Annotated in this window: 22 protein-coding genes, 1 tRNA gene and 2 pseudogenes; 6 read left to right on the top strand and 19 right to left on the bottom strand. The window is 68.7% G+C overall.

From position 1 onward, the window contains the following. Positions 1-65: 65 nt before the first annotated feature. The 5 genes from ABS64_RS13175 to ABS64_RS13155 form a co-directional block, all read right to left on the bottom strand. Positions 66-965: a restriction endonuclease subunit S gene (locus tag ABS64_RS13175; RefSeq protein ID WP_292684085.1), complete on the bottom strand. Its 900-nt coding sequence runs from the start codon at positions 963-965 to the stop codon at positions 66-68. After that, on the bottom strand, positions 962-2,527 hold the full coding sequence (locus ABS64_RS13170) for a class I SAM-dependent DNA methyltransferase (protein WP_292684083.1): 1,566 nt from the start codon (positions 2,525-2,527) through the stop codon (positions 962-964). The genes ABS64_RS13175 and ABS64_RS13170 overlap by 4 nt, the downstream gene beginning before the upstream one ends. Positions 2,528-2,685: 158 nt before the next feature. Continuing rightward, positions 2,686-2,916, bottom strand: coding sequence for a hypothetical protein (locus ABS64_RS13165; protein ID WP_292684081.1), 231 nt, complete (start codon positions 2,914-2,916; stop codon positions 2,686-2,688). A gap of 118 nt (positions 2,917-3,034) precedes the next feature. Next, a complete protein-coding gene (locus ABS64_RS13160; protein WP_292684079.1) occupies positions 3,035-3,508 on the bottom strand; it encodes a hypothetical protein in 474 nt (157 codons plus the stop codon). Further along, complete coding sequence (locus ABS64_RS13155) at positions 3,505-4,263, bottom strand: TnsA-like heteromeric transposase endonuclease subunit (RefSeq protein WP_292684077.1); 759 nt, start codon at positions 4,261-4,263, stop codon at positions 3,505-3,507. The genes ABS64_RS13160 and ABS64_RS13155 overlap by 4 nt, the downstream gene beginning before the upstream one ends. A gap of 496 nt (positions 4,264-4,759) precedes the next feature. Here ABS64_RS13155 and ABS64_RS13150 point away from each other — a divergent pair, with 496 nt between their 5' ends. Beyond that, entirely contained in the window at positions 4,760-6,112 is a 1,353-nt protein-coding gene (locus ABS64_RS13150; protein ID WP_292684075.1) for an HNH endonuclease signature motif containing protein, read from the top strand. Positions 6,113-6,264: 152 nt separating this feature from the next. Here the strand turns inward: ABS64_RS13150 and ABS64_RS13145 are convergent, their stop codons facing one another. Continuing rightward, entirely contained in the window at positions 6,265-8,124 is a 1,860-nt protein-coding gene (locus ABS64_RS13145; protein WP_292684073.1) for a DUF2207 domain-containing protein, read from the bottom strand. 50 nt (positions 8,125-8,174) lie between these two features. On the opposite strand from ABS64_RS13145, the gene ABS64_RS13140 reads away from it, so the two are divergent. Further along, entirely contained in the window at positions 8,175-8,603 is a 429-nt protein-coding gene (locus ABS64_RS13140; protein ID WP_061683750.1) for a MarR family winged helix-turn-helix transcriptional regulator, read from the top strand. A gap of 4 nt (positions 8,604-8,607) precedes the next feature. On the opposite strand, the gene ABS64_RS14720 is transcribed toward ABS64_RS13140, so the two are convergent. From ABS64_RS14720 to ABS64_RS13115, 6 genes and pseudogenes are all read right to left on the bottom strand, one after another. Next, entirely contained in the window at positions 8,608-8,760 is a 153-nt protein-coding gene (locus ABS64_RS14720) for a hypothetical protein (RefSeq protein ID WP_309297578.1), read from the bottom strand. A gap of 70 nt (positions 8,761-8,830) precedes the next feature. After that, a pseudogene (locus ABS64_RS14715) lies at positions 8,831-9,151 on the bottom strand (ABC transporter permease); the annotation flags it as partial. Positions 9,152-9,225: 74 nt separating this feature from the next. After that, a complete protein-coding gene (locus ABS64_RS13130) occupies positions 9,226-9,963 on the bottom strand; it encodes an ABC transporter ATP-binding protein (protein ID WP_292684069.1) in 738 nt (245 codons plus the stop codon). Between the two features lie 7 nt (positions 9,964-9,970). Continuing rightward, complete coding sequence (locus ABS64_RS13125; RefSeq protein WP_061683752.1) at positions 9,971-10,261, bottom strand: DUF4287 domain-containing protein; 291 nt, start codon at positions 10,259-10,261, stop codon at positions 9,971-9,973. A 29-nt stretch (positions 10,262-10,290) separates the two neighbouring features. After that, entirely contained in the window at positions 10,291-11,322 is a 1,032-nt protein-coding gene (locus ABS64_RS13120; RefSeq protein WP_292684067.1) for a DUF2804 domain-containing protein, read from the bottom strand. A gap of 125 nt (positions 11,323-11,447) precedes the next feature. Continuing rightward, positions 11,448-11,903 (bottom strand): Hsp20/alpha crystallin family protein, encoded by a 456-nt coding sequence (locus tag ABS64_RS13115; RefSeq protein WP_292684065.1) that lies wholly within the window; start codon positions 11,901-11,903, stop codon positions 11,448-11,450. Between the two features lie 340 nt (positions 11,904-12,243). Between ABS64_RS13115 and ABS64_RS13110 the strand changes: the two genes are divergently transcribed. Beyond that, entirely contained in the window at positions 12,244-13,191 is a 948-nt protein-coding gene (locus tag ABS64_RS13110) for a hypothetical protein (protein ID WP_292684063.1), read from the top strand. Positions 13,192-13,279: 88 nt separating this feature from the next. On the opposite strand, the gene ABS64_RS13105 is transcribed toward ABS64_RS13110, so the two are convergent. Next, positions 13,280-14,785: an L-serine ammonia-lyase, iron-sulfur-dependent, subunit alpha gene (locus ABS64_RS13105; RefSeq protein WP_292684061.1), complete on the bottom strand. Its 1,506-nt coding sequence runs from the start codon at positions 14,783-14,785 to the stop codon at positions 13,280-13,282. Positions 14,786-14,849: 64 nt separating this feature from the next. Between ABS64_RS13105 and ABS64_RS13100 the strand changes: the two genes are divergently transcribed. After that, positions 14,850-16,739, top strand: a complete 1,890-nt coding sequence (locus ABS64_RS13100) for an amylosucrase (RefSeq protein WP_292684059.1) — start codon at positions 14,850-14,852, stop codon at positions 16,737-16,739. Between the two features lie 20 nt (positions 16,740-16,759). Here ABS64_RS13100 and ABS64_RS13095 read toward each other — a convergent pair whose 3' ends face one another. From ABS64_RS13095 to ABS64_RS13080, 4 genes are all read right to left on the bottom strand, one after another. Further along, a complete protein-coding gene (locus tag ABS64_RS13095) occupies positions 16,760-17,284 on the bottom strand; it encodes a DUF4395 domain-containing protein (RefSeq protein WP_121189057.1) in 525 nt (174 codons plus the stop codon). Positions 17,285-17,434: 150 nt separating this feature from the next. Continuing rightward, positions 17,435-17,507, bottom strand: a tRNA-Arg gene (locus ABS64_RS13090). Between the two features lie 40 nt (positions 17,508-17,547). Beyond that, positions 17,548-18,150, bottom strand: a complete 603-nt coding sequence (locus ABS64_RS13085; protein WP_061683758.1) for a hypothetical protein — start codon at positions 18,148-18,150, stop codon at positions 17,548-17,550. A 61-nt stretch (positions 18,151-18,211) separates the two neighbouring features. Next, a complete protein-coding gene (locus ABS64_RS13080) occupies positions 18,212-18,592 on the bottom strand; it encodes a DUF5684 domain-containing protein (RefSeq protein ID WP_288120708.1) in 381 nt (126 codons plus the stop codon). Between the two features lie 27 nt (positions 18,593-18,619). On the opposite strand from ABS64_RS13080, the gene ABS64_RS13075 reads away from it, so the two are divergent. Then, on the top strand, positions 18,620-18,931 hold the full coding sequence (locus ABS64_RS13075) for a hypothetical protein (RefSeq protein WP_292684053.1): 312 nt from the start codon (positions 18,620-18,622) through the stop codon (positions 18,929-18,931). A gap of 75 nt (positions 18,932-19,006) precedes the next feature. Here ABS64_RS13075 and ABS64_RS13070 read toward each other — a convergent pair whose 3' ends face one another. Beyond that, on the bottom strand, positions 19,007-19,987 hold the full coding sequence (locus ABS64_RS13070; RefSeq protein ID WP_292684051.1) for an aldose 1-epimerase family protein: 981 nt from the start codon (positions 19,985-19,987) through the stop codon (positions 19,007-19,009). 16 nt (positions 19,988-20,003) lie between these two features. Next, positions 20,004-20,834: a sulfurtransferase gene (locus ABS64_RS13065; RefSeq protein ID WP_036288220.1), complete on the bottom strand. Its 831-nt coding sequence runs from the start codon at positions 20,832-20,834 to the stop codon at positions 20,004-20,006. Between the two features lie 190 nt (positions 20,835-21,024). Here ABS64_RS13065 and ABS64_RS13060 point away from each other — a divergent pair. Next, positions 21,025-21,540, top strand: a pseudogene (locus tag ABS64_RS13060) (MFS transporter); the annotation flags it as partial. Between the last annotated feature and the right edge of the window lie 109 nt (positions 21,541-21,649).

Below are 21,649 nucleotides of genomic sequence, written 5' to 3'. Positions count from 1 at the left end.
TGGGCCGTTTGACGCCCATCGAGTTCGAGACCATCATGAACACGACCGTCGCACTGGCGGCGTGACTACAACCTGTCACCTATCCGTGCAGCAGTCCCAGCAGTGAGAACAAGGAACTCAGTCGACGCGAGCTTCGGCTGCGTTTCGTCGTCACCAACCCACCAGGTTCGGTTGAACCGCGGATTCAGGCGAGAGACCATGATTGCCTCGTGCGGCACGGCGAGCTTGTTGCTCATGATGGTTGACGCGGGCGTCCGCTCGGGTCTTGCACCGTCATCGAACGCGGGGAGGCTGTAGTGGTCGACCACTTGCTCGCCCAAAGTCTTCGGGTTCACAGTGTTCTTAGGAGTAGACACCAGGCGGCCGAGCGGAACACTCGGGAGCTCAGATCCGTACTGCACCGCCATCGCGTCGAGCAGGGCACTGGCAAGCACGATGGCTCGACGGTTCGACTCGATCTTGTCGTCGATCACACCCAGTGTCGCCGCAATCGATTCCTGCTCTGCACGGGGTGGGAGAAGAAGCTCGAGCGCGAATAGACGATCGGTTTGCAGTCGCCCGGTGCCATGACCCGCTTCGTCCACCATGTCGAGCACATCGTCCGACCTCGATTGAAGCGCGTAAGCGAGGAATGTCGGATCGAGGTCCGATCGAGGGATGAGACCCTTCAGGTCCTGGCTCAGGGCGACCTCACGTTGCGTGATCCCCATTCGGAATTCGCTCTTCAGACTCATCCCGCGCACCACCATGAGGATGGTGTCCTTCGGAACGAGCTTCGTGCCGCTCGCCGCTCCCAGCTCGGAGAGTCGCCGGTCCGAGTCGCGGATGCGGAAGCTGGTGAGGGATTTCGAACTCATCCAGGGAATTTCGCCACCCCAGTAAGACTTGTTCGAGGTTGCCGGCGTACCTCCTGAAACCCACCGACCAGCAGCGCCGAGTGTCGTCGACGTCCACTCGACGGTCATGAAACAAGGCCTCCGAGGCGGCGACGAATCTCCTCATCGAGCTCCCGGCCCCGATCGAACTCAGCGAACAGCTCACTAGTCAGTCGCTCGATCTTCTCCTCAATCGGCTCGTCGTCCTCTTCAGCGGCTTTTGTGCCGACATACCGTCCGGGAGTGAGGACGAAGTCGTGCTTCACGATCTCGCTTAGCGTCGCCGCCCTCGTGAACCCGGCAACGTCTTCGTAGCCGCCGTCGTGGTTGCGCCACGCTTGGTATGCGCCCGCGATCTTGGAGATGTCGTCATCCGTCAGGATGCGGAGGCGGCGAGACTCCATCGTGCCGAGCTTGCGGGCGTCAATGAAGAGCACCTCGCCGCGCCGCTCACGGTGACCGTTACCGTGCCGATCCTTACTCACGAACCAGAGTGAGACAGGGATTCCAGTGTTGAAGAAAAGCTTGTCGGGCATCGCGACGATGCAGTCGACGAGCTCCGCTTCGACAAGCTTGCGCCGGATCTCACCTTCGCCGCTGCTCTTCGACGAGAGCGACCCGTTCGCAAGGACGAAGCCCGCTGTGCCCTTCGGGCTCAGGTGGTAGATGAAGTGCTGCACCCAGGCGAAGTTGGCGTTGCCCTCCGGGGGCGTGCCGTACTTCCAGCGCGGGTCGTCGGCGAGCTTCGCGTCCCACCAGTCCGAGACATTGAACGGCGGGTTGGCGATCACGAAGTCAGCCCGCAGATCCGGGTGCAGGTCTTCGGTAAACGAGTCGGCGGAGTGCGTACCGAGGTCAGCCTCGATGCCTCGCAGGGCGAGGTTCATCTTGGCCAGCTTCCAGGTGGTGTCGGTGAACTCTTGGCCGTAGACGGAGATGTCGGTTCGCTTGCCGCCGTGGGCCTTCACGAACTCGGCAGACTGGACGAACATGCCACCCGAACCGGCAGCCGGGTCGTAGACGCGACCCTTGTACGGCTCGAGCATCTCGACCAGCGTCTTGACCACCGAGCGAGGCGTGTAGAAGGCTCCGGCGTCCTTGCCAGTCTCCTTGCCCGCGAACTGACCCAGGAAGTACTCGTAGACCCGACCCAGCACGTCGTCGGCACCATGGTCGTCGGTCGAGGTAAAGCCGATGGAGCCGATCACGTCGACCAGCTCACCGAGGCGACGCTTGTCGAGGCCGTCGCGACCGTAGTTGCGAGGTAGGACACCACGGATGGAGGCGTTCTCCTTCTCGACCAGGTCCATTGCTCGGTCGATGTCCTCGCCGACGCTGGAGAGCTTGGCCCGGCCTTGGATGTACTCCCAGCGGGCATCGGCAGGCACCCAGAAGATATTGTGGCTGGAGTACTCGTCGCGATCCTCGAGGAAGCTGGGCAGACGCTCCGGCTTGATGCCGTCTGCGGCCAGCTCGGATTCGAGGGTCTGGCGACGTTCCTCGAAGCGGTCCGAGATGTACTTCAAGAAGACCAGGCCGAGGACGACGTGCTTGTACTCGCTCGGCTCCTGGTTGCCACGCAGCTTGTCGGCAGCCTCCCAGAGAGTCTGCTCCAGAGACTTCTGGGGCTTCGGCTTCGCTACTCGCGCCATCTCACACTCTCTCGACGGAGCACCGGAGCTCCTGACTCTCACTACACGGGATGAATGTCACGTTATCGCGAGGCGCGGACGTGGTCCGGGATGGAGGTCGCGCGTGGCGAAACGGACGAACGGTGAGGGTCACCATCTCCTTCCTGACAGACTTCCGCTCACGCGTCGGGAGTTGGGTCCCGCTCATCGCCGAGTTCGATCCCGAAGCGATCAGCGATTTCCGCAAGCGGCACCTCGCGCATCCCGGCACGTTCACGCACAACGCGCTCGACCTCGCGATCGTCGATCGACTCGATCAAGTCCTCGACTACGCGATCCAGATCACCTTCGCCCAACGCGGCGAGCCGTGCGATCTCTGCTGCGGCGTCGGCGAGCGAGTAGAGACGCACCCAGGGATGCGCTCCGTGACGCGCGACCACGACCGACTCCCGCGTGTAGGAGCGGCCGTCACCTGCGACGAGCCAATGCTCCACTCCCTCGGCGGTGATGAAGAAGTCCACCACGCACTCACCGCACGGCATCTTGTAGACGCCGGCTGTAGCGCTTGTCAATGAGACCCAGAGCGCCGAAGTCCCGGTAGGCCTGCAGCTTTCGCCATACGGTGCGCGGATCGACAGAGCCACCCGGCGTCAGCTGGCCGACGCTGCGCACGATCTCGGCTATGACCCGGTTCGTCTCCTCCACGTCTCTGCGCGCTGAGTTCAAGAACCGGTCAAGTCGGGTCACGTGCGGTGACCACAGTTCTATCTTCATCTGTTGGTGCAGCGGCAGCGCCTTCAGCGATTGCGGATCGAAAGTGCGAACCTGACGAACTTCTCGTTGAGGCCACTCGATCGATGGGTCCCGCTGCAACTCGTTAATGAGGACCACGCGAACATAACCCTCGTCAACAGCGCGCAGACGAGCCGACGCAGCGTCGTACGCGATCAGTTCGAACACCACTCCGTCCCAGACCAGACGGTCTCCGAGTTCTAGATTCATCCCCATACCCTCCCTGTGCACACTGCAACGGATTCGAACTCCAGACGGCGCCCGAGATCCACCTCGAGCGCTCCATGCCAGATCGCCGCGAGGAGCAAGCCGCGCGCGGGGCTGCTCGTTCCGTCGAAGTACGACGCCCAGTCACGGAGCGTGCGCGTTTCTCCTCGGCGGGCAGTGAGCATCTTCGCGACCTGCTCAGGACATACCCAGCGGGAGTGGCGATACCCCGAAAGAAGACGAATGTTCCAGTCCTCGACCTTCGTGAGGTCCGCAAACAGCCGATAGTCCGCCTCGAGCGAAGCTGCCCACGCAGCCGTGATCGCGAAGAGTTCGGCGTCGCGTGGTTTGATGCGGCCGCGGGGACGAACATCGACGATGAGCCGCGACCCGTCCGACCTGCGGATGAGGAAGTCTGGGAAATGCGTCATGCCCAGGCTGCCCCAGCGAAGCTTGAACGGCTGAGTGGCGATGTCGGCAACGCCGGGATCTCGATCGAGAATCGACAGCGCTGTCTTCTCGTACAGCGACTCGAACCAGTGGTGGCGCCTTGTCGTCGCCGACCAGTACACGCCGGAGTAGTTCTCCCGCCCCGGATACGCCTTGGAGATTCGGATGGGATCGATCCGCGACAACTCAAGTTCGCTTACTTGATCGGGCCCGATATCGCACACCCGACCGCCGTACTTCACCTCGACAGTCCCAGCTGCGAGTTCCGAGGCGGTGTGCCCGGATGGCGCGAAGGTTGTCAGGATCACCGTGCGAGGTCTCTCGTGGTCGAGGATCGTGAGCCTGACAATGCGTACATCGGGTACGTGCTCGGCGCCAAGCTACGTCGGCGGGCACCTGGCGCGTTGCGCGACGCGCCGAACGACTGACAGATTCAATGGCGCGGATGACACGCGCTTGGCTCTACTGACAGTTCACTTGGCTCTACTGACAACTTGCGTGGTGTCGGACAGAAGATTCGACTTTCGTATGAAGTCACGAAAAGGTAACGGAAACCCCTTGTGGCCGTTATCTGGTCGTTATAGAGTGCTCGCACGGTAGTTGTTTTGCTGTGGCAGCTACCGGCATGTGATTGCAGGACACTCTTGGTGCAAGGGACAAGGGCCGGTCGGAAGCCTCTCCGACCGGCCCTTACTCTTGCGCTTCTTCCTCCCCCGTCACACTCCGCCGAGAGTTCTCCACAATCGTTCTCTGACCGGGATTTATCTTCGCCTCAGTGTCCGAGGCCCGCGAGAGAATCGAGGCATGGTCACCACCGATCCGCACACCGCACGCGCTGAGCGTGCTGTCGTCGGCGAGATCGTCGAGGCCCTCGTCGACCGGCGCCGGCGCATCGCGGCGTTGCAAGCGGAGGAGGCGGAACTCCTGCACGCCGCTCAGGAGTTCGCGCTCGCGCAGCGCGCGACACCGACGGTCGACCGCCACGCCCCGGACGACATCACCGTGCGTTCCGTCGCCGCTGAGATCGGTGCCGCCACGCGTCAGTCCGACCGCACCGTGCAGACACGCATGGACGATGCCGCGATCCTGGTCACGCGCTTCCCCGCCACGCTCACCGCGCTGGCCGAGGGACGCATCAGCCGTGCGCACGCGGCGGTGATCGCGGATGCCGGGGTACGCGTGACCGATGACCATGCCCGTGCCGCCTACGAGGCGGCCGCTCTCGCCGTCGCCGAGCGGGAGACGGCGGGCAGGCTGCGCCCGGCCGCCCGACGACTGGCCGACCGGCTGGACCCGGCTCCCGTCAAGGACCGCCACCGGGTCGCGTGCCGCGAGCGGCGCGTCTGGGTCGCCGACCGCGACGACGGCATCGCCGAGCTCGGGCTGACCGGTCCGGCACACCTCGTGCACGGCGTCTTCGACCGCCTCACGCAGCTCGCGAAGGCTATCGCCGGCAACGGCCGTCCTCCGGTGGCGGATGCCGACCCCGCAGGAGAGATCGGAGCGATTCCGGACGGGACGATCCCCGCCGCCGTCGACGCGGCCTCTGCGCCGACAACCGATACGCGCCGACTCGACGAGATCCGCGTGGACGTCGCGCTCGACCTTCTGCTGTGCGGCCATGCGACGGCCGAGGCGAGCAACGACAGCATCCCCGCGGCCGACGCGATCCGCGCGCGTGTGCAGATCACCGTTCCGATGACCACCCTCATCGCGGACGGGGAGGAACCGGCCGATCTGACCGGCTACGGCACCATCGACCCCGCGCTCGCCCGCGAGATCGCGGGGAGCACGCCCGGCTGGGACCGCCTGCTGATCAGCCCGAGCACGGGAGCCGTTCTCGCCGTCGACCGCTTTCGCCCGTCTCGAGAGCAGCTGCGGCTGCTCCGCGCGCGCGACGAGCACTGCCGCTTCCCCGGATGCCGTCAGCCGCTCCCACGCTGCGACGTCGACCACACCATAGCCCGCGAACACGACGGCCCGACCACCGTGACGAACCTGGCGCATCTCTGTCGACGACATCACACGCTCAAACACCACTCGGCCTGGCGCGTCCGACAGCGGGCGGACGGGACGCTCGAATGGACCAGCCCCGGCGGCCGCGTGCACGACGACCGCCCCGCGCGCACGCTCGTGTTCGAACCACCGCCGTTCTGAAATCACGCCACCCGACCTACCCGGCCCGATCGCCGCAGGACCGTCCGCGTGCCGATCACGTGACGATCGCGCCACGCTGCGCAGCATCCTCGAAGGCGACGAGCCCGGCGACAGCGGCGACCTGGATCGCGGAGCGCCGGCCTGACGACGTGTCAGACCCCGCCGCCTCCGCCTCCGCCACCGCCGCCCCCGGCCGAACCTCCCCCGCCGGATCCGCCCGACGTCGACGACGACGACATCGCCGCGCTCGACAGCGAGCCGATCCCCGCAGAGAACGACGACACGTCGAAGGCACCCGTGCCGTAGTACCAGACCGGTCCGGCGGCGCCGACCGCCGTGTACAGCACCGCGAGCTCCGCCGACCACTGCTTCTCCTGGCCGAACACGACGGCATACGGCAGCAGCTTCTCGTAGAGATCCAGCTTCTGCCGCGGGTCGTTCACGTCCACGGCGACCCGCTCCGCGCCGGCCGGCGACTGCAGCATCCGGATGCGGTCGGCCTCGGCCCATCGGATGAACTCCTCGAGCCCTCGGAGGTGATCGCGGGTCTCCGCCCCCAGCGCCGTCAAGGGCTTGCGCACGCACATCCCGATCACCATGACCGCGATCGCCACGCTGACACCGATCACGGTCCACGGAAGCGCCGGCTGCACGTACGACCCGATCGCGACGAATCCCAGTCCGAGCGCGAGCCCGGCACCCGCCACCGCGAGCAGGATCGGAACCCAGCGCGCACGCGCCGGGACCGCACGCCGCAGACCGCGCGTCGTCAGCTCCGTCTCCGCCGCCGCAAGGATCTTCTGCGCGACCTTCGAGAACCGCGTGTCCTGCTTCCCGAACGTGTACTGCGCACCGGGCATCCCGCCGGGGAAGAGCCCGTCCAGAAGCATCTGACCATCGCCGTCGGCCTTCCACCGATCGACGAGCTCGGCGACGAGCTTCGGCTTGCCCCACCCGCGGGCCTCGGACTCGAGGATGCGGATCGAGCCGCGCACGGCCTGCTCCAGCACCTCCGCCGGAATCGCCTTCGACGACTGTCCGAGAAGCACGGCACTCTCCAACGCATCCACGATGCGCGGTGGATCGTACTCGGCGATGATCGTCGGCCGGCCCGGCTCGTCGGCGAGCTGCCGGCGACGAGCGCGTACGCCGAGCACACCCGCGCCGACGGCGAGCAGACCCGCCCCGAGCTGACCCCAGCCGAACGGAGAGGCCAGGTATCCGGAGTCGAACGTCGCGAACGTGCCGTCCGCGAACCCGACGGCCATCGTGAGCGTCTGGTTGGGCTGCACGTCGTCGGCGACGGCCGTCACCACCGTGCCTCCGCCCGCCGCGGCATCCGGAGCCGACGAGATCGACGCGCACGAGCTCGTCGCGCCCTGCGCGCCCTGATAGCAGGACATCCGTCCGGTCAGGGCTTTCGCGAGCGTCTCGTCCAGGTGCAGCCGAGCCGCCACCCGCCCGAACGATTGCCCCCACGCCACGCCGTTGACGTCCCAGTAGAACTCGAGGCCGGAATCGGGGAAGTCCCACGTCACGTTCTCGATCGTGTAGGTGAGGACGAAGGTCTGCGCACCCCGCAGGTATTCATCCGATCTCGAGACAACCGAGAAGACGCCGTCCTCGTCCTCGACCTCGCTCGGTCGGGGGGCGCCGTCGCCGTCGGTCACCGAGACGAGCCGCGGGCGCAGCGGCTGTCCGTTGTAGGAGTCGGGGATCTGGCGGCGGATGCCGTGGTTCTGATCCACCTCCGGGAACTGCGCGACGAGCGTCTCGACGACTCGCATCCGGCTCGTGCCGTCGTCGGCGCGCGTCAGGGTGTAATCGGCGGTCATCGACGAGAACGAGAAGTCGTCGACACCGGCCGGGGCGGCCCGTCCGACGGATGCCGCGGGAGCGACCTCCGGGACGGGGCCGGCCCACGCGGGAGCTGCCACCGCGACCGTCATCGCCGCCACCGCGCCGGCGACCGCGACGGTGGCGCGGACGATTCCTGCACGTGCGCGCCGCATGCGCTCCAGCCTATGGGGCGGCGTCCGAACGGCGCACTACAGTTGACGCCATGACCGACCGCCGCCTCGCCATCTCCGCGTGGGAGAGCCTCTTTCGCGCGCAGCACGAGATCCTGCGCGAGATCAGCGACGACTTCGGAGACGACGAGCTGACCCAGGCCGAATACGACGTGCTGCTCACCGTCGTCCGCGGCGACGACAACACCGCACGCCTGCGCGACGTGACCGCCAACATGCTGATCAGCCAGCCGAGCGTGTCACGGCTCGTCGACCGAATGGTCGCCCGCGACCTCATCAGCAAGTGCGTCGACCCTCTGGACGGCCGCGGCGCGATCGTCCGCGCCACCGAGCGCGGGGTGAGCGCGTTCCGTCGCCTCGCGACCGTGCACGGTCGTTCCATCGCCGAACGGATGTCCGTGCTGAGCGACGACGAGCTCGAGCAGTTGGAGCGGCTGACGACGAAGCTGCGCCGCGCCTGAGCCCTCACGACGAACGGCGCCGCAGCGTCGCGGCGGCGAGCACGAGGCACACGACGGTCACGGCCGCGACGATCAGAACCGGACGCCACAGATCCCAGCCGTCGTCGCCGGCGCTCACGGCCCCGACGGCGTCGATGGCGTAGCTGAGCGGGAGCACCGCACTCAGCGCATGCAGCCAACAGTCCGAACGCGGTGCCCAACAGCGCATCCAGCACCGCGACCAGCCCCAGCTGCCAGACGGGGCCGGTCAGCTGCAGCCCGCAGACGACCACCGCGTATGCCACGGTGACAACGGCCTGCACGACAGCGATCAGACCGAACGCGAGGGCGTAGCCGACGATGACGTCCGCCTTCGCGATCGGCGTCGTGAGGAGCCGTTCGAGGGTGCCGCCGCGCCGCTCCCGCAAGGTCGTGATCGACGTGACGAGGAACATCACGATGAACGGGAAGACCGCCAGGATGCCGCCGCCGAACTGGGAGAACACCCCCGGACGGTCGGAGAAGATCCAGGCGAACAGGCCGACCAGCAGCGCCGGCGCCAGGATCATCAGCGCGACCGATCGCGGGTCGTGCCGCAACTGGTGGAGCACCCTGCCCGCCGTCGCGCCCAGGCGCCGCACGTTCATCCCCGCACCCCCGACGCGGAGCGCACCAGCCGGAGGAAGGCCGCATCGGGATCGGACGCCCCCGCATCGGCGAGGAAGCGCGCCGGCGTCGTCTGCGCCAGCACACGCCCCTCGCGCACCAGCACGAGCTCGTCGCAGCGCAGCGCCTCATCCATCACATGGCTCGACACGATCAGCGTGCGCCCCGCGTCGGCCAGCGCACGGAACAGATCCCAGAGACCTTCGCGCAGCAGCGGATCCAGACCGACCGTCGGCTCGTCCAGGACGAGGAGATCGGGCTCGCCCAACAGCGCGATGCCCAGCGACACGCGCCCCCGCTGACCACCCGACAACGATCCCACCAGCCGGTGCTCCTGCGGCGCCAACCCGACGGCGTCGACGACCCGCGCCACCTCGGTCGCGGGCACGGCACGAGCGGCGGCGAAGTACGCGAGGTTCTGACACACCGTGAGATCGTCGTACACCGCGCCGCCCTGGCTGTCGTACGCCACGCGCCGGCGCAGTCCACGCGAGCCGGCCGGCATCCCGAGCACCGTGACGGTTCCGCCGGCGATCCGCTGGACCCCCACGATCGCTCGCATCAGGGTCGTCTTGCCGCCTCCGCTCGGGCCGAGCAGTCCCGTGATGCGGCCGGCCGCGATGTCGAGGTCGAGACCGTCGAACACGGCCGTGCGCCCGCGCCGCACGCGGAGGCCGCGCACGGTGACCGCGGGGTCGACTGCGAGGCTCATCATGCCCGCATTATCGCGCCGGCTTCGTCGCCTTGCCCTCGAGCCACAGCGTGTCGCTCTCATCGCTGTGCGCCGTACCGGTGCCCACATGGGTCGACACGATCTTCGGCCCCTTCGTGATCACGTGCACGAGCGCCATCGCGTGCCCGCGCCCGAGTCCGTAGTCCGCGGCGAGCCAGGCGACGATCTCACCGGCCTTCGTCCCGGGGCCGAAGCCCTTCGCCGCCGCCTCGTCGACGAACTGGCGCGGCGTCCGCCCGGTCTTGTCCTCGATGTTGTCGAGATATGCCTGAAACGACATCCTTGCCCCTTCCTCTGACCTCTCCCCGGCTACCACCGGTTGCGGACATCCTCCGCGAAACCTTCGATGCCGTCGAACGCGATCACGCCGCCGTCCCCGGCGAACGTCCCCGTCCAGGTGCCGAAGCACTGATCCGTTCGCGAGGAGACCACGCCGAGGTTCGTCGCGAACTTCTTGTCGTAGAACGGCGTGAAGACGGCATCCAGCCCTCCCCCATGCACCCGCCACGGCCGCAGCGGCGCGGCGAGGTCGTAGTCCCAGGCGACGGGCTCGGAGATCTTGTGCAGCGTGCCGTCGAGCACGACGGCGTTCTCCGTCGACCCCGTCCCGTCGGTCCATCGCCCTCCGACCTGGATGCCGAGGCTGCGTCCGTCTGCGAGGGTTCCCGACCCGGCGCCCCAGTTCCACGACACGTCGTAGCGCCAGCGTCCTCGCCCGTGATCCAGCACCGCCCACGATCCCGCCGGCACCTCGTAGTCGACGCCGTCGAGCGTCAGCACTCCGGATGCCGGGAGCGCGACGTCCTTCACGGTGTACTGGAACCGCCGCGACGACCACGGCACCACGACCGCCAGCAGCTCGTGTCCGGGCGGGCGGCGCACCGTGATGTCGAAGGACGCGTCCGGGATCCCGGCGTGCAGACGCCAGAGCGACCCGCGCTCGGCCGGCGTGATGGTGGCGGCGAGGTCGGCGTGCCGCGCGATCGTGATGCCGGTGCCCAGCGAGGCGGGCAGCGACACCTCCCGCGACGGCAGCACCGTGACGCTGCGACCCCACGAACGGGTCTTGGCGCGATCGTGGATCCACACTTCGTGCACGGCCGCATAGTCCAACGACGACACCGTGAGCGAGACGATGTGCGTGGGAGTCATGACGTTCCAGTACTCCCAGCGCTTGTTGCGTCCCCACGAGCGGACGAAACGTCCGCGCCCGATGCCACGGGTGTCGATGAGCGGCGCGCGGGCGAAGCCGATCGCCGCCGGGTTGAGTCGACCATCGGGACCGGTGAGGGCGACGGGTTCGGTGATCTCGCGCTCGCGCGCGACGGGGGGTGCGGTCATCGGCATCCTTGCTGACGTTCCGAGTGCTGGTGCTTCCGGTGGGTGCTTCGACACTAGCGCGCAGGCGCGAACCGCCCCGGTCCTCGCGGACACGGGGCGGTTGTGCGCGGGTGCGCGGACCGGCACTACTGCTCGACCGGGTGCGGCTCCTGCGCCGACTCGTGCGCCTGGATCGTGGGCGCACCGCCGTCGGCGACGACCTGGACCTTGCGCGGCTTCGCCTTCTCGCTCACGGGAATCGTGACCGTCAGCACGCCGTTGCTGTACGTCGCGGTGATGCCGTCGGTGTCGATTCCCTGACCGAGGTTCAGCTGGCGCAGGAAGCTCGCGGTCTCACGCTCGCGCGTGATCCACTTCACGCCGTCGCCCTCGCTCAGCGTGCGCTCGGCGCGGATGGTCAGCAGCTGGCCGTCCACATCGATGTCGACCGAGCCCGGGTCGATTCCCGGAAGGTCGGCGCTGAGCACGTAGTGGTCGCCGTCGCGGTAGAGGTCCATCGGCATCCGGCGGGGTCCCCGGCGCGTGTCGAAGAGGCCCGACGCGATGCGGTCGAGGTCACGGAACGGGTCATACGTGGCCATTTTTCTCTCCTTGTCCTGTGTCACTATGAGGGTCTGTCAAAGTTGAGCCTCATCGACTCAACTAGCATCAGATTAGCACTCGACACAGGAGAGTGCCAACGGTTCACGCACAGCGAACGCGAGCGATCGCTGTGCGCCGTTCACCTGGCCCTCGCGCCGGAACCCGCACTGCTGTTTCCGGCGCCGCCGCCCATTCAGCACACGGAACCCTTCCTCCCCACGTGCGGCAACAGCGCCAGTTCTCCACGAACCGGCGGACGGTGTCCACGGCATCAGGAGATGGGCCCAGCATGAGCGGATGCCGCGCCCACCCCGACCACTCCCGCCGACATTGCCGCAGGTGTTCACCGCTGCCGACGCGTCGACGGCCGGCGTCACTCGCGGGCGCCTCTCGGCTCGCGACCTCGACGCACCCTTCCGCGGAGTCCGCGTCCGGCGCGACACGGACGGCGCCGCACCGCACGACGAGGACACGCCGGACGAGATCGCCCGGCGCAACATCCTGGGTCGCGTCCGCGCCCACGCACTCGTGCTGCCGCCCCCTGCGTTCTACACCGGGACGACGGCGCTCGCGATCCACGGGCTCCCCTTCCCCGACGCGGATGCCGCGGCATCCGCCGACCTCGACGTCGCCGTTCCCGCGCCACACCGTGCGCTCCGGCGGACGGGCATCACCGCCGTGCAGATCAGCCCGATGCTCGTTCACACCACCGTCCGGGCGGGCCTTCCGGTCGCGACGCCCGCCTCCGCCTGGGCGATGCTCGCCCGCGAGCACACGGTTCGAGACCTGGTGGTGATCGGTGATGCGATCATCCGCGTGCCCCGCGACGGATGGGGGCGGCGTCGGCCCGACGCTCAACACGCCGGACTCGAGAAGCTGGCCGCGGCTGTCTCCGCAGGCCGCCGTTGCGGAATCGCGAAGCTCCGTGCCGCGCTTCCCCTGCTGCGCACCGGCAGCATGTCGCCGCTCGAGACGGACTGGCGACTGTCGCTCATCGGGACGGGCCTGCCGGAGCCCGAGCTCGACGTGGAGGTGCGCGCGCCCGACGGTCGGCTGCTCGGCATCAGCGATGGCGCGTTCGTGACGCACCGGGTCGCGGTCGAGATCGAGGGCGATCACCACCGCACCTCGCGTCGCCAGTGGGTGCGCGACCTCGAGAAGTACTCCGACTACGTGAACCTCGGCTGGGATGTTGTGCGCCTGAGCGCCGCGCACATCCGACACGATCCCTCGCGGGGAGTCGCGCTGGTCCGCGCCGCCCTCGCACGCCGAGGTTGGCACGCGTGACCGGTCGCTCGGTTGACGCTTGCACCGGTAATCACATCGCGATTTCCCGCGCGAACGCCAACTGAACCGCGGCAGGCGCGCGCGGCGCTCAGCACTCGACGACGTTGACGGCGAGTCCGCCCTCGCTGGTCTCCTTGTACTTGGTCGACATGTCGATGCCGGTCTGACGCATCGTCTCGACCACGGCATCCAGCGGCACGTAGTGCGTGCCGTCGCCGCGCAGCGCGAGGCGCGCGGCGGTGACGGCGGTGGATGCCGCGATCGCGTTGCGCTCGATGCAGGGGATCTGCACGAGCCCACTCACGGGGTCGCACGTGAGCCCCAGGTGGTGCTCCATCGCAATCTCGGCGGCGTTCTCGATCTGGCGGTTCGTGCCGCCCATCACCGCGGTCAAGCCGCCGGCAGCCATCGCGCACGCCGAACCCACCTCGGCCTGACACCCGCCCTCGGCTCCCGAGATCGAGGCGTTGGCCTTGAAGAGGGAACCGAGAGCCGTGGCCGTCAAGAGGAATCGACGGATGCCGCGACGACGGTTCGCCTCGGCGAGCTCCTGCACGGTGGCGACGATGTCCTCCGACCCGTGCGCCGCCTCACCCGCCTCGCGGCCGTCCGGACCGTGCAGCCCGAGAAGCGCCGAGCCAACGAGTTCGCCGTAGGGAGTGACCGCGTTCTCCGCCCCGATGCCCGCATCGGCGAGGAAGCGCCACCAGTACATCGCGACGGCCGGAAGGATGCCGGCAGCACCGTTCGTCGGCGCTGTCACGACGCGTCCTCCGGCGGCGTTCTCCTCGTTGACGGCCAGTGCGAACGCGCCGAGCCACTCACCGGGAAGCTCGCGACCGGTCGCCTCGACGCTCTCCAGCTGCGCGCGGATCGCGCCCGCGCGCCGCTTCACCTTCAGCATTCCCGGCAGCACCCCTTCGGCGTGCAGGCCCGCATCGACGCACGCCGCCATGGCGTCCCAGATCGCGTCGAGGCCGGCCGCGACGTCCGCCTCCGGCCGCAGCGCCTCCTCGTTGCGCCGGGCGACCTCCGCGATCGTGAGCCCGTAGGTATCGCAGACGTCCAGCAGCTGCGCCGCCGTCGCGTACGGCAGCGGGAAGGATGCCGCGGCCACCGCCGCCGGCTCACCCTCGCGCCGGATGAACCCGCCGCCGATCGAGTAGTAGGTGTCTTCGTGCAATGCGAGACCCGCGGCATCCCGCGCGACGAGCGTCATCGCATTGGGGTGTCCGGGAAGACGCGTCCGCGGCGCGAGCACGATGTCCGACCGAGAGAAGGGGATCGGCGTGCGACCGTCCATCAGGAGGAGCGCGCCGTCGGACCAGTCGGTCCAGGCGCCGCGCACGTGAGCCGGATCGACGGTCTCGGGCACGTACCCCTGCAGGCCGGCGACGACCGCGTCGGGGGTGCCGTGCCCGATGCCGGTAGCGCCGAGTGAGCCGTAGAGGGCGCACTCCACGCGGGCGAGGGTCGGCAGATCGGCGACGCGGCGCGCGAAATCGCGAGCCGCGCGCAGCGGGCCCACCGTATGGGAGCTCGACGGTCCTACCCCGATGGAGAACAGGTCGAACGCCGAGACGTACGCACTCACGCGTGTGAGCCTACGCCGCCTCCCGGTCGGGCCCCGCCCGATACGCTGAGACGGAGGGGGCACCATGACCGCACTGACCACGTCCGACGCCGATCGCGGCGCGGCACTCGAGGCCTGCGAGGCGGCAGGGCGTGTGGATGACGCGTTCCTCGCCCGGTTCGACGAGCAGTTCCCGCGGCTGCACGAGCTCTTCACCCGCCTCTACGGCGAGCGTGCCGACGGCAGGGAGCAGCTGGCGGCGACGGTGGCGGCGGCATCCTCCTCGTGGAACGCGCGTCCCCTCGATCTGAAGGTGCACGACGCACAGCGCGCCGCCGACCCCGAGTGGTTCCAGTCCGAGCGCATGCTGGGCGGTGTCTGCTACGTCGACCGCTTCGCCGGCAACCTCGCCGGCGTGCGCGAGCTGATCCCCTCGTTCCGCGAGCTCGGGCTCACCTACCTTCACCTCATGCCGCTGTTCGACGCTCCCCTCGGCGACAACGACGGTGGCTACGCGGTGTCGAGCTACCGGCGCGTGAATCCGAGCCTGGGCACGATGGCGCAACTGGCCGAGCTCGCGGCGGAGCTGCGGATGGCGGGCATCTCACTCGTGCTGGACTTCATCTTCAACCACACCAGCAACGCGCACGAGTGGGCGCAGAAGGCCGTGGCGGGCGATCCCGACTACGCCGACTTCTACCTGATCTTCCCCGACCGGGAAATGCCCGACGCCTACGAACGCACCACGCGCGAGATCTTCCCCGACGACCACCGCGGCTCGTTCGTGCAGCTCGAGGACGGCCGCTGGATCTGGTCGACCTTCTACCACTACCAGTGGGACCTCAACTACGCGAACCCCGCCGTCTTCCGGGCGATGGCGGGCGAGATGCTGTTCCTGGCGAACCAGGGCGTCGAGGTGCTCCGGATGGATGCCGTGGCCTTCATCTGGAAGCGTCTGGGAACGTCCTGCGAGTCGCTGCCCGAAGCCCACCTGCTGCTGCAGGCGTTCAACGCGGTGCTCGCGATGGCAGCGCCCGGCATGATCTTCAAGTCCGAGGCGATCGTCCACCCCGACGAGGTGGTCAGCTACATCTCACCCGAGGAGTGCCAGCTGTCGTACAACCCGCTGCAGATGGCGCTGACGTGGGAAGCGCTCGCCACGCGCGACGGCCGACTCCTGCAGCAGGCGCTGGATCGTCGCCACGCACTGCCGGCCGGCACCGCCTGGGTGAACTACGTCCGCAGCCACGACGACATCGGCTGGACCTTCGCCGACGAGGACGCCGCGGAGCTCGGCATCGACGGCTACGCGCACCGGCAGTTCCTCAACCGCTTCTACACGGGCCGCCACGAGGGCACGTTCGCGCGCGGTGTCGCCTTCCAGGAGAACCCCGTCACCGGCGATGCCCGCGTCACCGGAACGACGGCTTCTCTGGCCGGGATCGAAGCCGGCGACCCCGGCGGGGAGGATCGCGTGATCCTCGCGCACGCCCTCGCCCTGTCGACCGGCGGCATCCCCCTGCTGTACCTCGGGGACGAGGTCGCACAGCTCAACGACTACTCCTACGCCGACGATCCGGTTCGCCGTGGCGACACCCGCTGGGTGCACCGCGGCCATCGTCCGCGCGACGCCTACGCGCAGCGAGACGACGACACCACGCCGGCCGGGCGGGTGTTCCGCCGGCTCACCAAGCTGATCTCGGTGCGCCAGCAGTCTCCGGAGCTCGCGGGCAACGCGCTCATCCCCTTCCATACCCCGCACCCCGCCGTCGTCGGCTACCAGCGCCTCGGTGAGACCAGCACGCTGCTGGTGCTGGCGAACGTCGGCGACGCCGAGGTCACGATCGATCCGCTCACGCTGTCGGGCTTCGCGCGCACCGCCTTCGACCCCGTACACGACGCGAGCGTCGACCTCGACGAGGGCGTCACGCTACGCCCGCACGGGTTCGTCTGGCTGCGCGTCACGCCCGTCTGACGGGTGCGACCTGAGGGGTCTCAGGCGCCGAGCAGCCCGCCACGCGGGCGGAACACCCCGGCCCGGGCGAGCGCGAGGTAGAGCAGGCAGCCGAGGCACACGCCGAACGCCGCGTTGAGGAAGGCGGCCACGAAGGCGAGTGCCGCGGCGATCGGCAGGGCCCATGCGACGCCGGCCACGTGCAGCACGAGGCCGACCGTCACGACGACGAAGCCGATGACCTGCGCGAAGCGCGGAGGCCGCGGGTCTTCGAGGTCGACCGGCGGCTGCAGGCGCGGTCGGATGGCGACGCGGTACAGCGCGCCCCACGGCGCCGTGCGCGGAGCGGCAAAACCCCACACGAAGAGGAGATCGACCACGAGCAGCAGGACGAACGCGGGGTCAGAGACCCGCTCGGCGAGAGTCGTGCCCTCGCGAACGGCCGTCCCCAGCAGAGCGAGGAACGTACCGGCCAGCAGAAGCAGGGCGGTGATGGATGCCGCGAAGCGCGGACCCCGGGGATCGATACCGGCGGGGCGGACGGAGGCGGGAGCGGAAGTGGCCACGCAGATACGTTAGGTCGCCGCGCAGGCGCCGGGGCCGGGATCGTCACACTTCTTCACGCACGCACGCACGCGCGATCGCCGATGCCGCCAGGGAACGAGAAAGGCCCGCGGCATGCCGCGGGCCTTTCTGGTTACTGTCTCAACACAGTGTGCGCCCGAAGGGACTCGAACCCCTAACCTTCTGATCCGTAGTCAGATGCTCTATCCATTGAGCTACGGGCGCAGTTTCCGGCACCTCTTCGAGGGCCGAGGACCAGCTTAGCCTACGCATCGGGATGTGACGAATCGAGGCCCTGCTGCTTCTGCTGTGCCGCGACGCTGCGGCGATGGGCGCGCAGTTTCGGAAGGTCAACGAGCCGCAGGGCCTGCATCCGCGCCGTGCGCATGCGCTCGTAGTCGGGATCGAGGTCGGGGCGCGCCGCCTCGATCCGCAGCGTCCGATCGATGTTGCCCGCGACCTCCGTCCACGCGGCATCCCGCGCGTCGAGGACCAGCTTGCGCAGCTCTTCGGCGTCGTCGGCGCGACGGCGAAGCTCGTGGGCGACGTGCAGCGACTGCTTCTGGCGCCGGCGCAGGTTGCGCACATCGCGGCTGCGATAGTCGTGCGTCCCATCGGAGTCGGTGTGGCGGCCGCGGGCCGCGCGGCGCTGTCGTTCGGTGCGCGCCGCGTCTTCCTCCGCTTCGGCAGCGAGGGTCTCCAGGGCCTCCTTGGCCTCGGGAAGATACCGATCGAGGTCGAAGTCCTCTCCCTCGGCGAGGATGTGGACGAGGATCGTGTTCTTCAGGCTCAGGCGCGTCGCAGCGGACGCGATGTACAGCCCCTCCGCAACCACGTCACGGGTGCGTACGCGCTTCTCGTTGACCACGGCATCCCCTCCCCTCGATCCTAGGGAAGACCGACGCCGCGGCGGAACGCGCGACGGGTGCTCAGGCCGGCGACGTGTACCGATCGGAGCTGAAGCCGATGATGAAGAATCCGATCGGGGCGAACAGCAGCAGCAGCACGATCGAGAAGAAGGCGCCGTGGCCGAAACCGCGGCCGATGCGGATCGCCACGATGATGAAGAAGACCACGTTGACGAGCGGAACGATCGCCAGCAGCCCCCACCACGCCGAGAATCCTGCGATCTTCACTTGGATGAACCAGTTCACGATCGGGATGAGGGCGAGGATGCCGGGGTATCCGGCCTTGCTGAACACCTTCCACATCGCCACGGCGAGCAGCACGTAGTAGGCGACGAAGAGGACGAAACCGGTGCCGCCGCCGAAGGCCGCCTGCCACTGGTCCAGAGTGCCGGTGTTGTTCACGGCGCCATCCTAGGGGCCGCGCGCGCCGTGCCAACACTGCCCGATCCGGCTACCACGGTCACCGCGCCGGCGGCAAGCCCTTTCGCGCGGCGGCGATCCTTCATACCGTGGAGGTCCGACCTGATGAAAGGAGTCGCTATGGGATTCATCGACGACGCGAAGGACGCGGCCGAGACGGCCGGCCGGAAGATCAAGGAAGGCTTCGAGGACACGGTCGATCGTGTCTCCGACAAGATCGACGAGGCGAAGGCCGACGCCGAGGTCAAGAAGGCCGAAGCCGAGCGCGACTCCGTCCACAAGCGCAACGAGATCAAGGAAGAGATCCGCGGCGACAACTGAGTCGCCGATCTCACGCCGAAGGGCCCCGACGCATCCGTGTCGGGGCCCTTCGGCGTGAGAGGGCGGCGGCTGCGCTCAGGCGTCCACGGCGGCGATACGCCACGAGGCCGAGACCGACCCGCCGGCGGGGATGACGATCAGGCCCGCGTCGTAGTCGTAACGACCGGCATTGAAGGCGTCGGGAGCACACGTCATCGGCTCGACCGCGAGGCCGGCGCGATGACCGGGGTCGGGGCTGCCGTCGGCCAGGGGCGGACGGTCCGCCGTGTGGATCTGCACCCACGGGCATGCCTGGTCCCAGACCATCTCCACACCGGTTCCGGACGGGTCGACCAGTCGCACGGTCGCCACGCCATCCACGCGGGAGAGACCGGTGAAGGCGTGATCGATCTCCACCTCGCCCAGCACCCGCGGCGCACGCCAGTCGAAGCGTTCCGAGCCGGCGACCTCGGCGAGCGCGATCGGGGCGAGCTGATGGTCGGTGACCTCGAGCACCTGCTCGGCGGGCAGCGTCAACGTCCACGCGTCCAGCGGCGCGGAACCGGCCACCAGATACGGATGCGGACCGGTGCCGAACGGCGCGGCATCCGCGCTCTCGTTGGTCGCCACGACCGTCTGGGTGAGGCCGTCTGCGCTCAACCGGTAGGTGGTCTCCACGCGCACACGCCACGGGTACCCCGACTGCGGCACGATCACGGCGGCCAACGTCACCGCGTCTTCGGTGCGATCGACGACCGCGAAGTCGAGCCAGACGGCGAGGCCGTGCAGCGCATTCGGGCGGCCGATGTCACTGAGCGCGAGTTCGTAGCTGTGCCCGCCGAAGGAATACGCGCCGTCGACGACGCGATTCGGCCAGGGGGCGAGAGTGGCACCGCGGAAGGCGGGGCGCACCTCGTCGGCAGCGAAGGGCACGACGAGGTCGCGCCCGTCGAACGTGAGCGCACGCAGCGACGCGCCGACGCTGGCGATGTGCGCTTCGTAGGCTCCGTGACGGAGGGTCACGTCGGTCCCCGAGGCGGGAACGGACGCGGTGGTCGGGGCAGGTGTCTGTGGCATCGTCAACATCGTAGTGTCAGGGGCGGTCGCCGGTGGCGACCGGCCGGTCGGGAGTATTCGACCACTGGCTCCAGGAGCCCGGGTACAGAGCCGCGTCGTGGCCCGCGACCGCGAGCGCCAGAACGGCGTGGGCAGCGGTGATGCCCGAGCCGCAGTAGACACCGACGGGCTGTCCCTCCAGATCGGCGTAGCGGGAACGCAGCACATCGGGGGCGAGGAGCCGGCCCTCGGCATCCAGGTTCTCGGTGGTCGGCGCGTTGCGGGCGCCCGGGATGTGTCCGGCGGCGGGGTCGAGCGGTTCGACGTCGCCGCGGTAGCGCTCCGGTGCGCGGGCGTCCAGGAGCACGCCGCTGTATGCAAGGGATGCCGCGGCGTCGATGTCGAGCCTGCGGCGCTGTCCCGCATGCAGCGTCACGGCGCCCGGCGTGGGAGTCACGTCGCCGGTCTCGAGGGCCCCTCCGGCGGCGCGCCACGCGCGCAGCCCGCCGTCGAGCACCCGGGCGGGAACGCCGGCGTCCGTGAGCATCCACCAGGCGCGGGCCGCGGCGAACGAGTTCCAGTCGTCGTAGACGACGACCGTGTCGCCGTCCTCGACTCCCCAGCGGCGCACGGAGCGCTCGAACTCCGCCGGGGACGGAAGGGGATGACGTCCCTCGCTCGGCACTCCGTGGACGGCGAGCTCGCCGTCCATGCGGACGTAGACGGCGCCGGGCACGTGGCCGTGCCGGTACGCCTCCTGGCCGTCAGGGGCATCGAGACGGTAGCGCACGTCGAGGACGATCGGCGGGGTGGGGGTGCTCAACTGGGCCTTCAGCTCGGAAGGCGCAATGAGAGGAGAGACGCTCATGGGAGCGAGGTTACGCGCGTGCGCGTACGGGCGGACACGCCGAACGCAACCTTCCACAGCGCCGCGATGTCACCGCCGTCGATGCCGGACAGCGCACCGCGCCGCCCCATGGACAACACGGGGACCTCGGGTGCATACTTTCAGTATAGCTGAAGGTGTGATCGATGCGGCGCCGTCACGGCGCGAATGGATGGGGCTCGCGGTTCTCGCCGCCGGACTCGGGGTGATCGTGCTCGACGGGACGATCGTGGGCGTCGCCATGCCCGACATCATCCGCGACCTCACGCTCGACCTCACCGACGCGCAGTGGGTCTCGAGCCTGTACGCCGTGCTGCTCGCCGCGCTGCTGCTGTCCACCGGCAAGCTCGCGGACCGCTTCGGACGAAAGCTCCTGTTCCTTCTGGGCATCATCGTCTTCGTCGGCGGAAGCGTGTGGGCGGCGGCATCCGCGACCGGTGGCGCTTTGATCTCCGCCCGCGCCGTGCAGGCCGTCGGGGCCGCGTTCATCATGCCCTCGACACTCTCCACGGTGAACGCCGTCTTCCGGGGCCGCTACCGCGCCGCGGCCTTCGGGGTGTGGGGGGCCGTCATCTCGGGCGCGGCAGCGATCGGCCCGCTCGTGGGCGGTGCGCTCACCCAATACGCCTCCTGGCAGTGGGTGTTCCTCGTGAACCTGCCGCTGGGCGCCATCGTCTTCGCCCTCGCGCTGTGGGCGGTGTCCCGCGTCAAGTAGTTGGCAGGATTTCTTCTGTTTCAAAGGTGGGGGTGGTGGGGTCGGCCAGGCCGAGGTGCACCTCCAGTGGCCGGTTCCAGGC

Source organism: Microbacterium sp. SCN 69-37, from assembly GCF_001724435.1.
In the GTDB taxonomy this organism is placed as follows: domain Bacteria; phylum Actinomycetota; class Actinomycetes; order Actinomycetales; family Microbacteriaceae; genus Microbacterium; species Microbacterium laevaniformans.
Note: the sequence above shows the minus strand (reverse complement) of the source record. Positions and strands in the feature narration are given on the sequence as shown.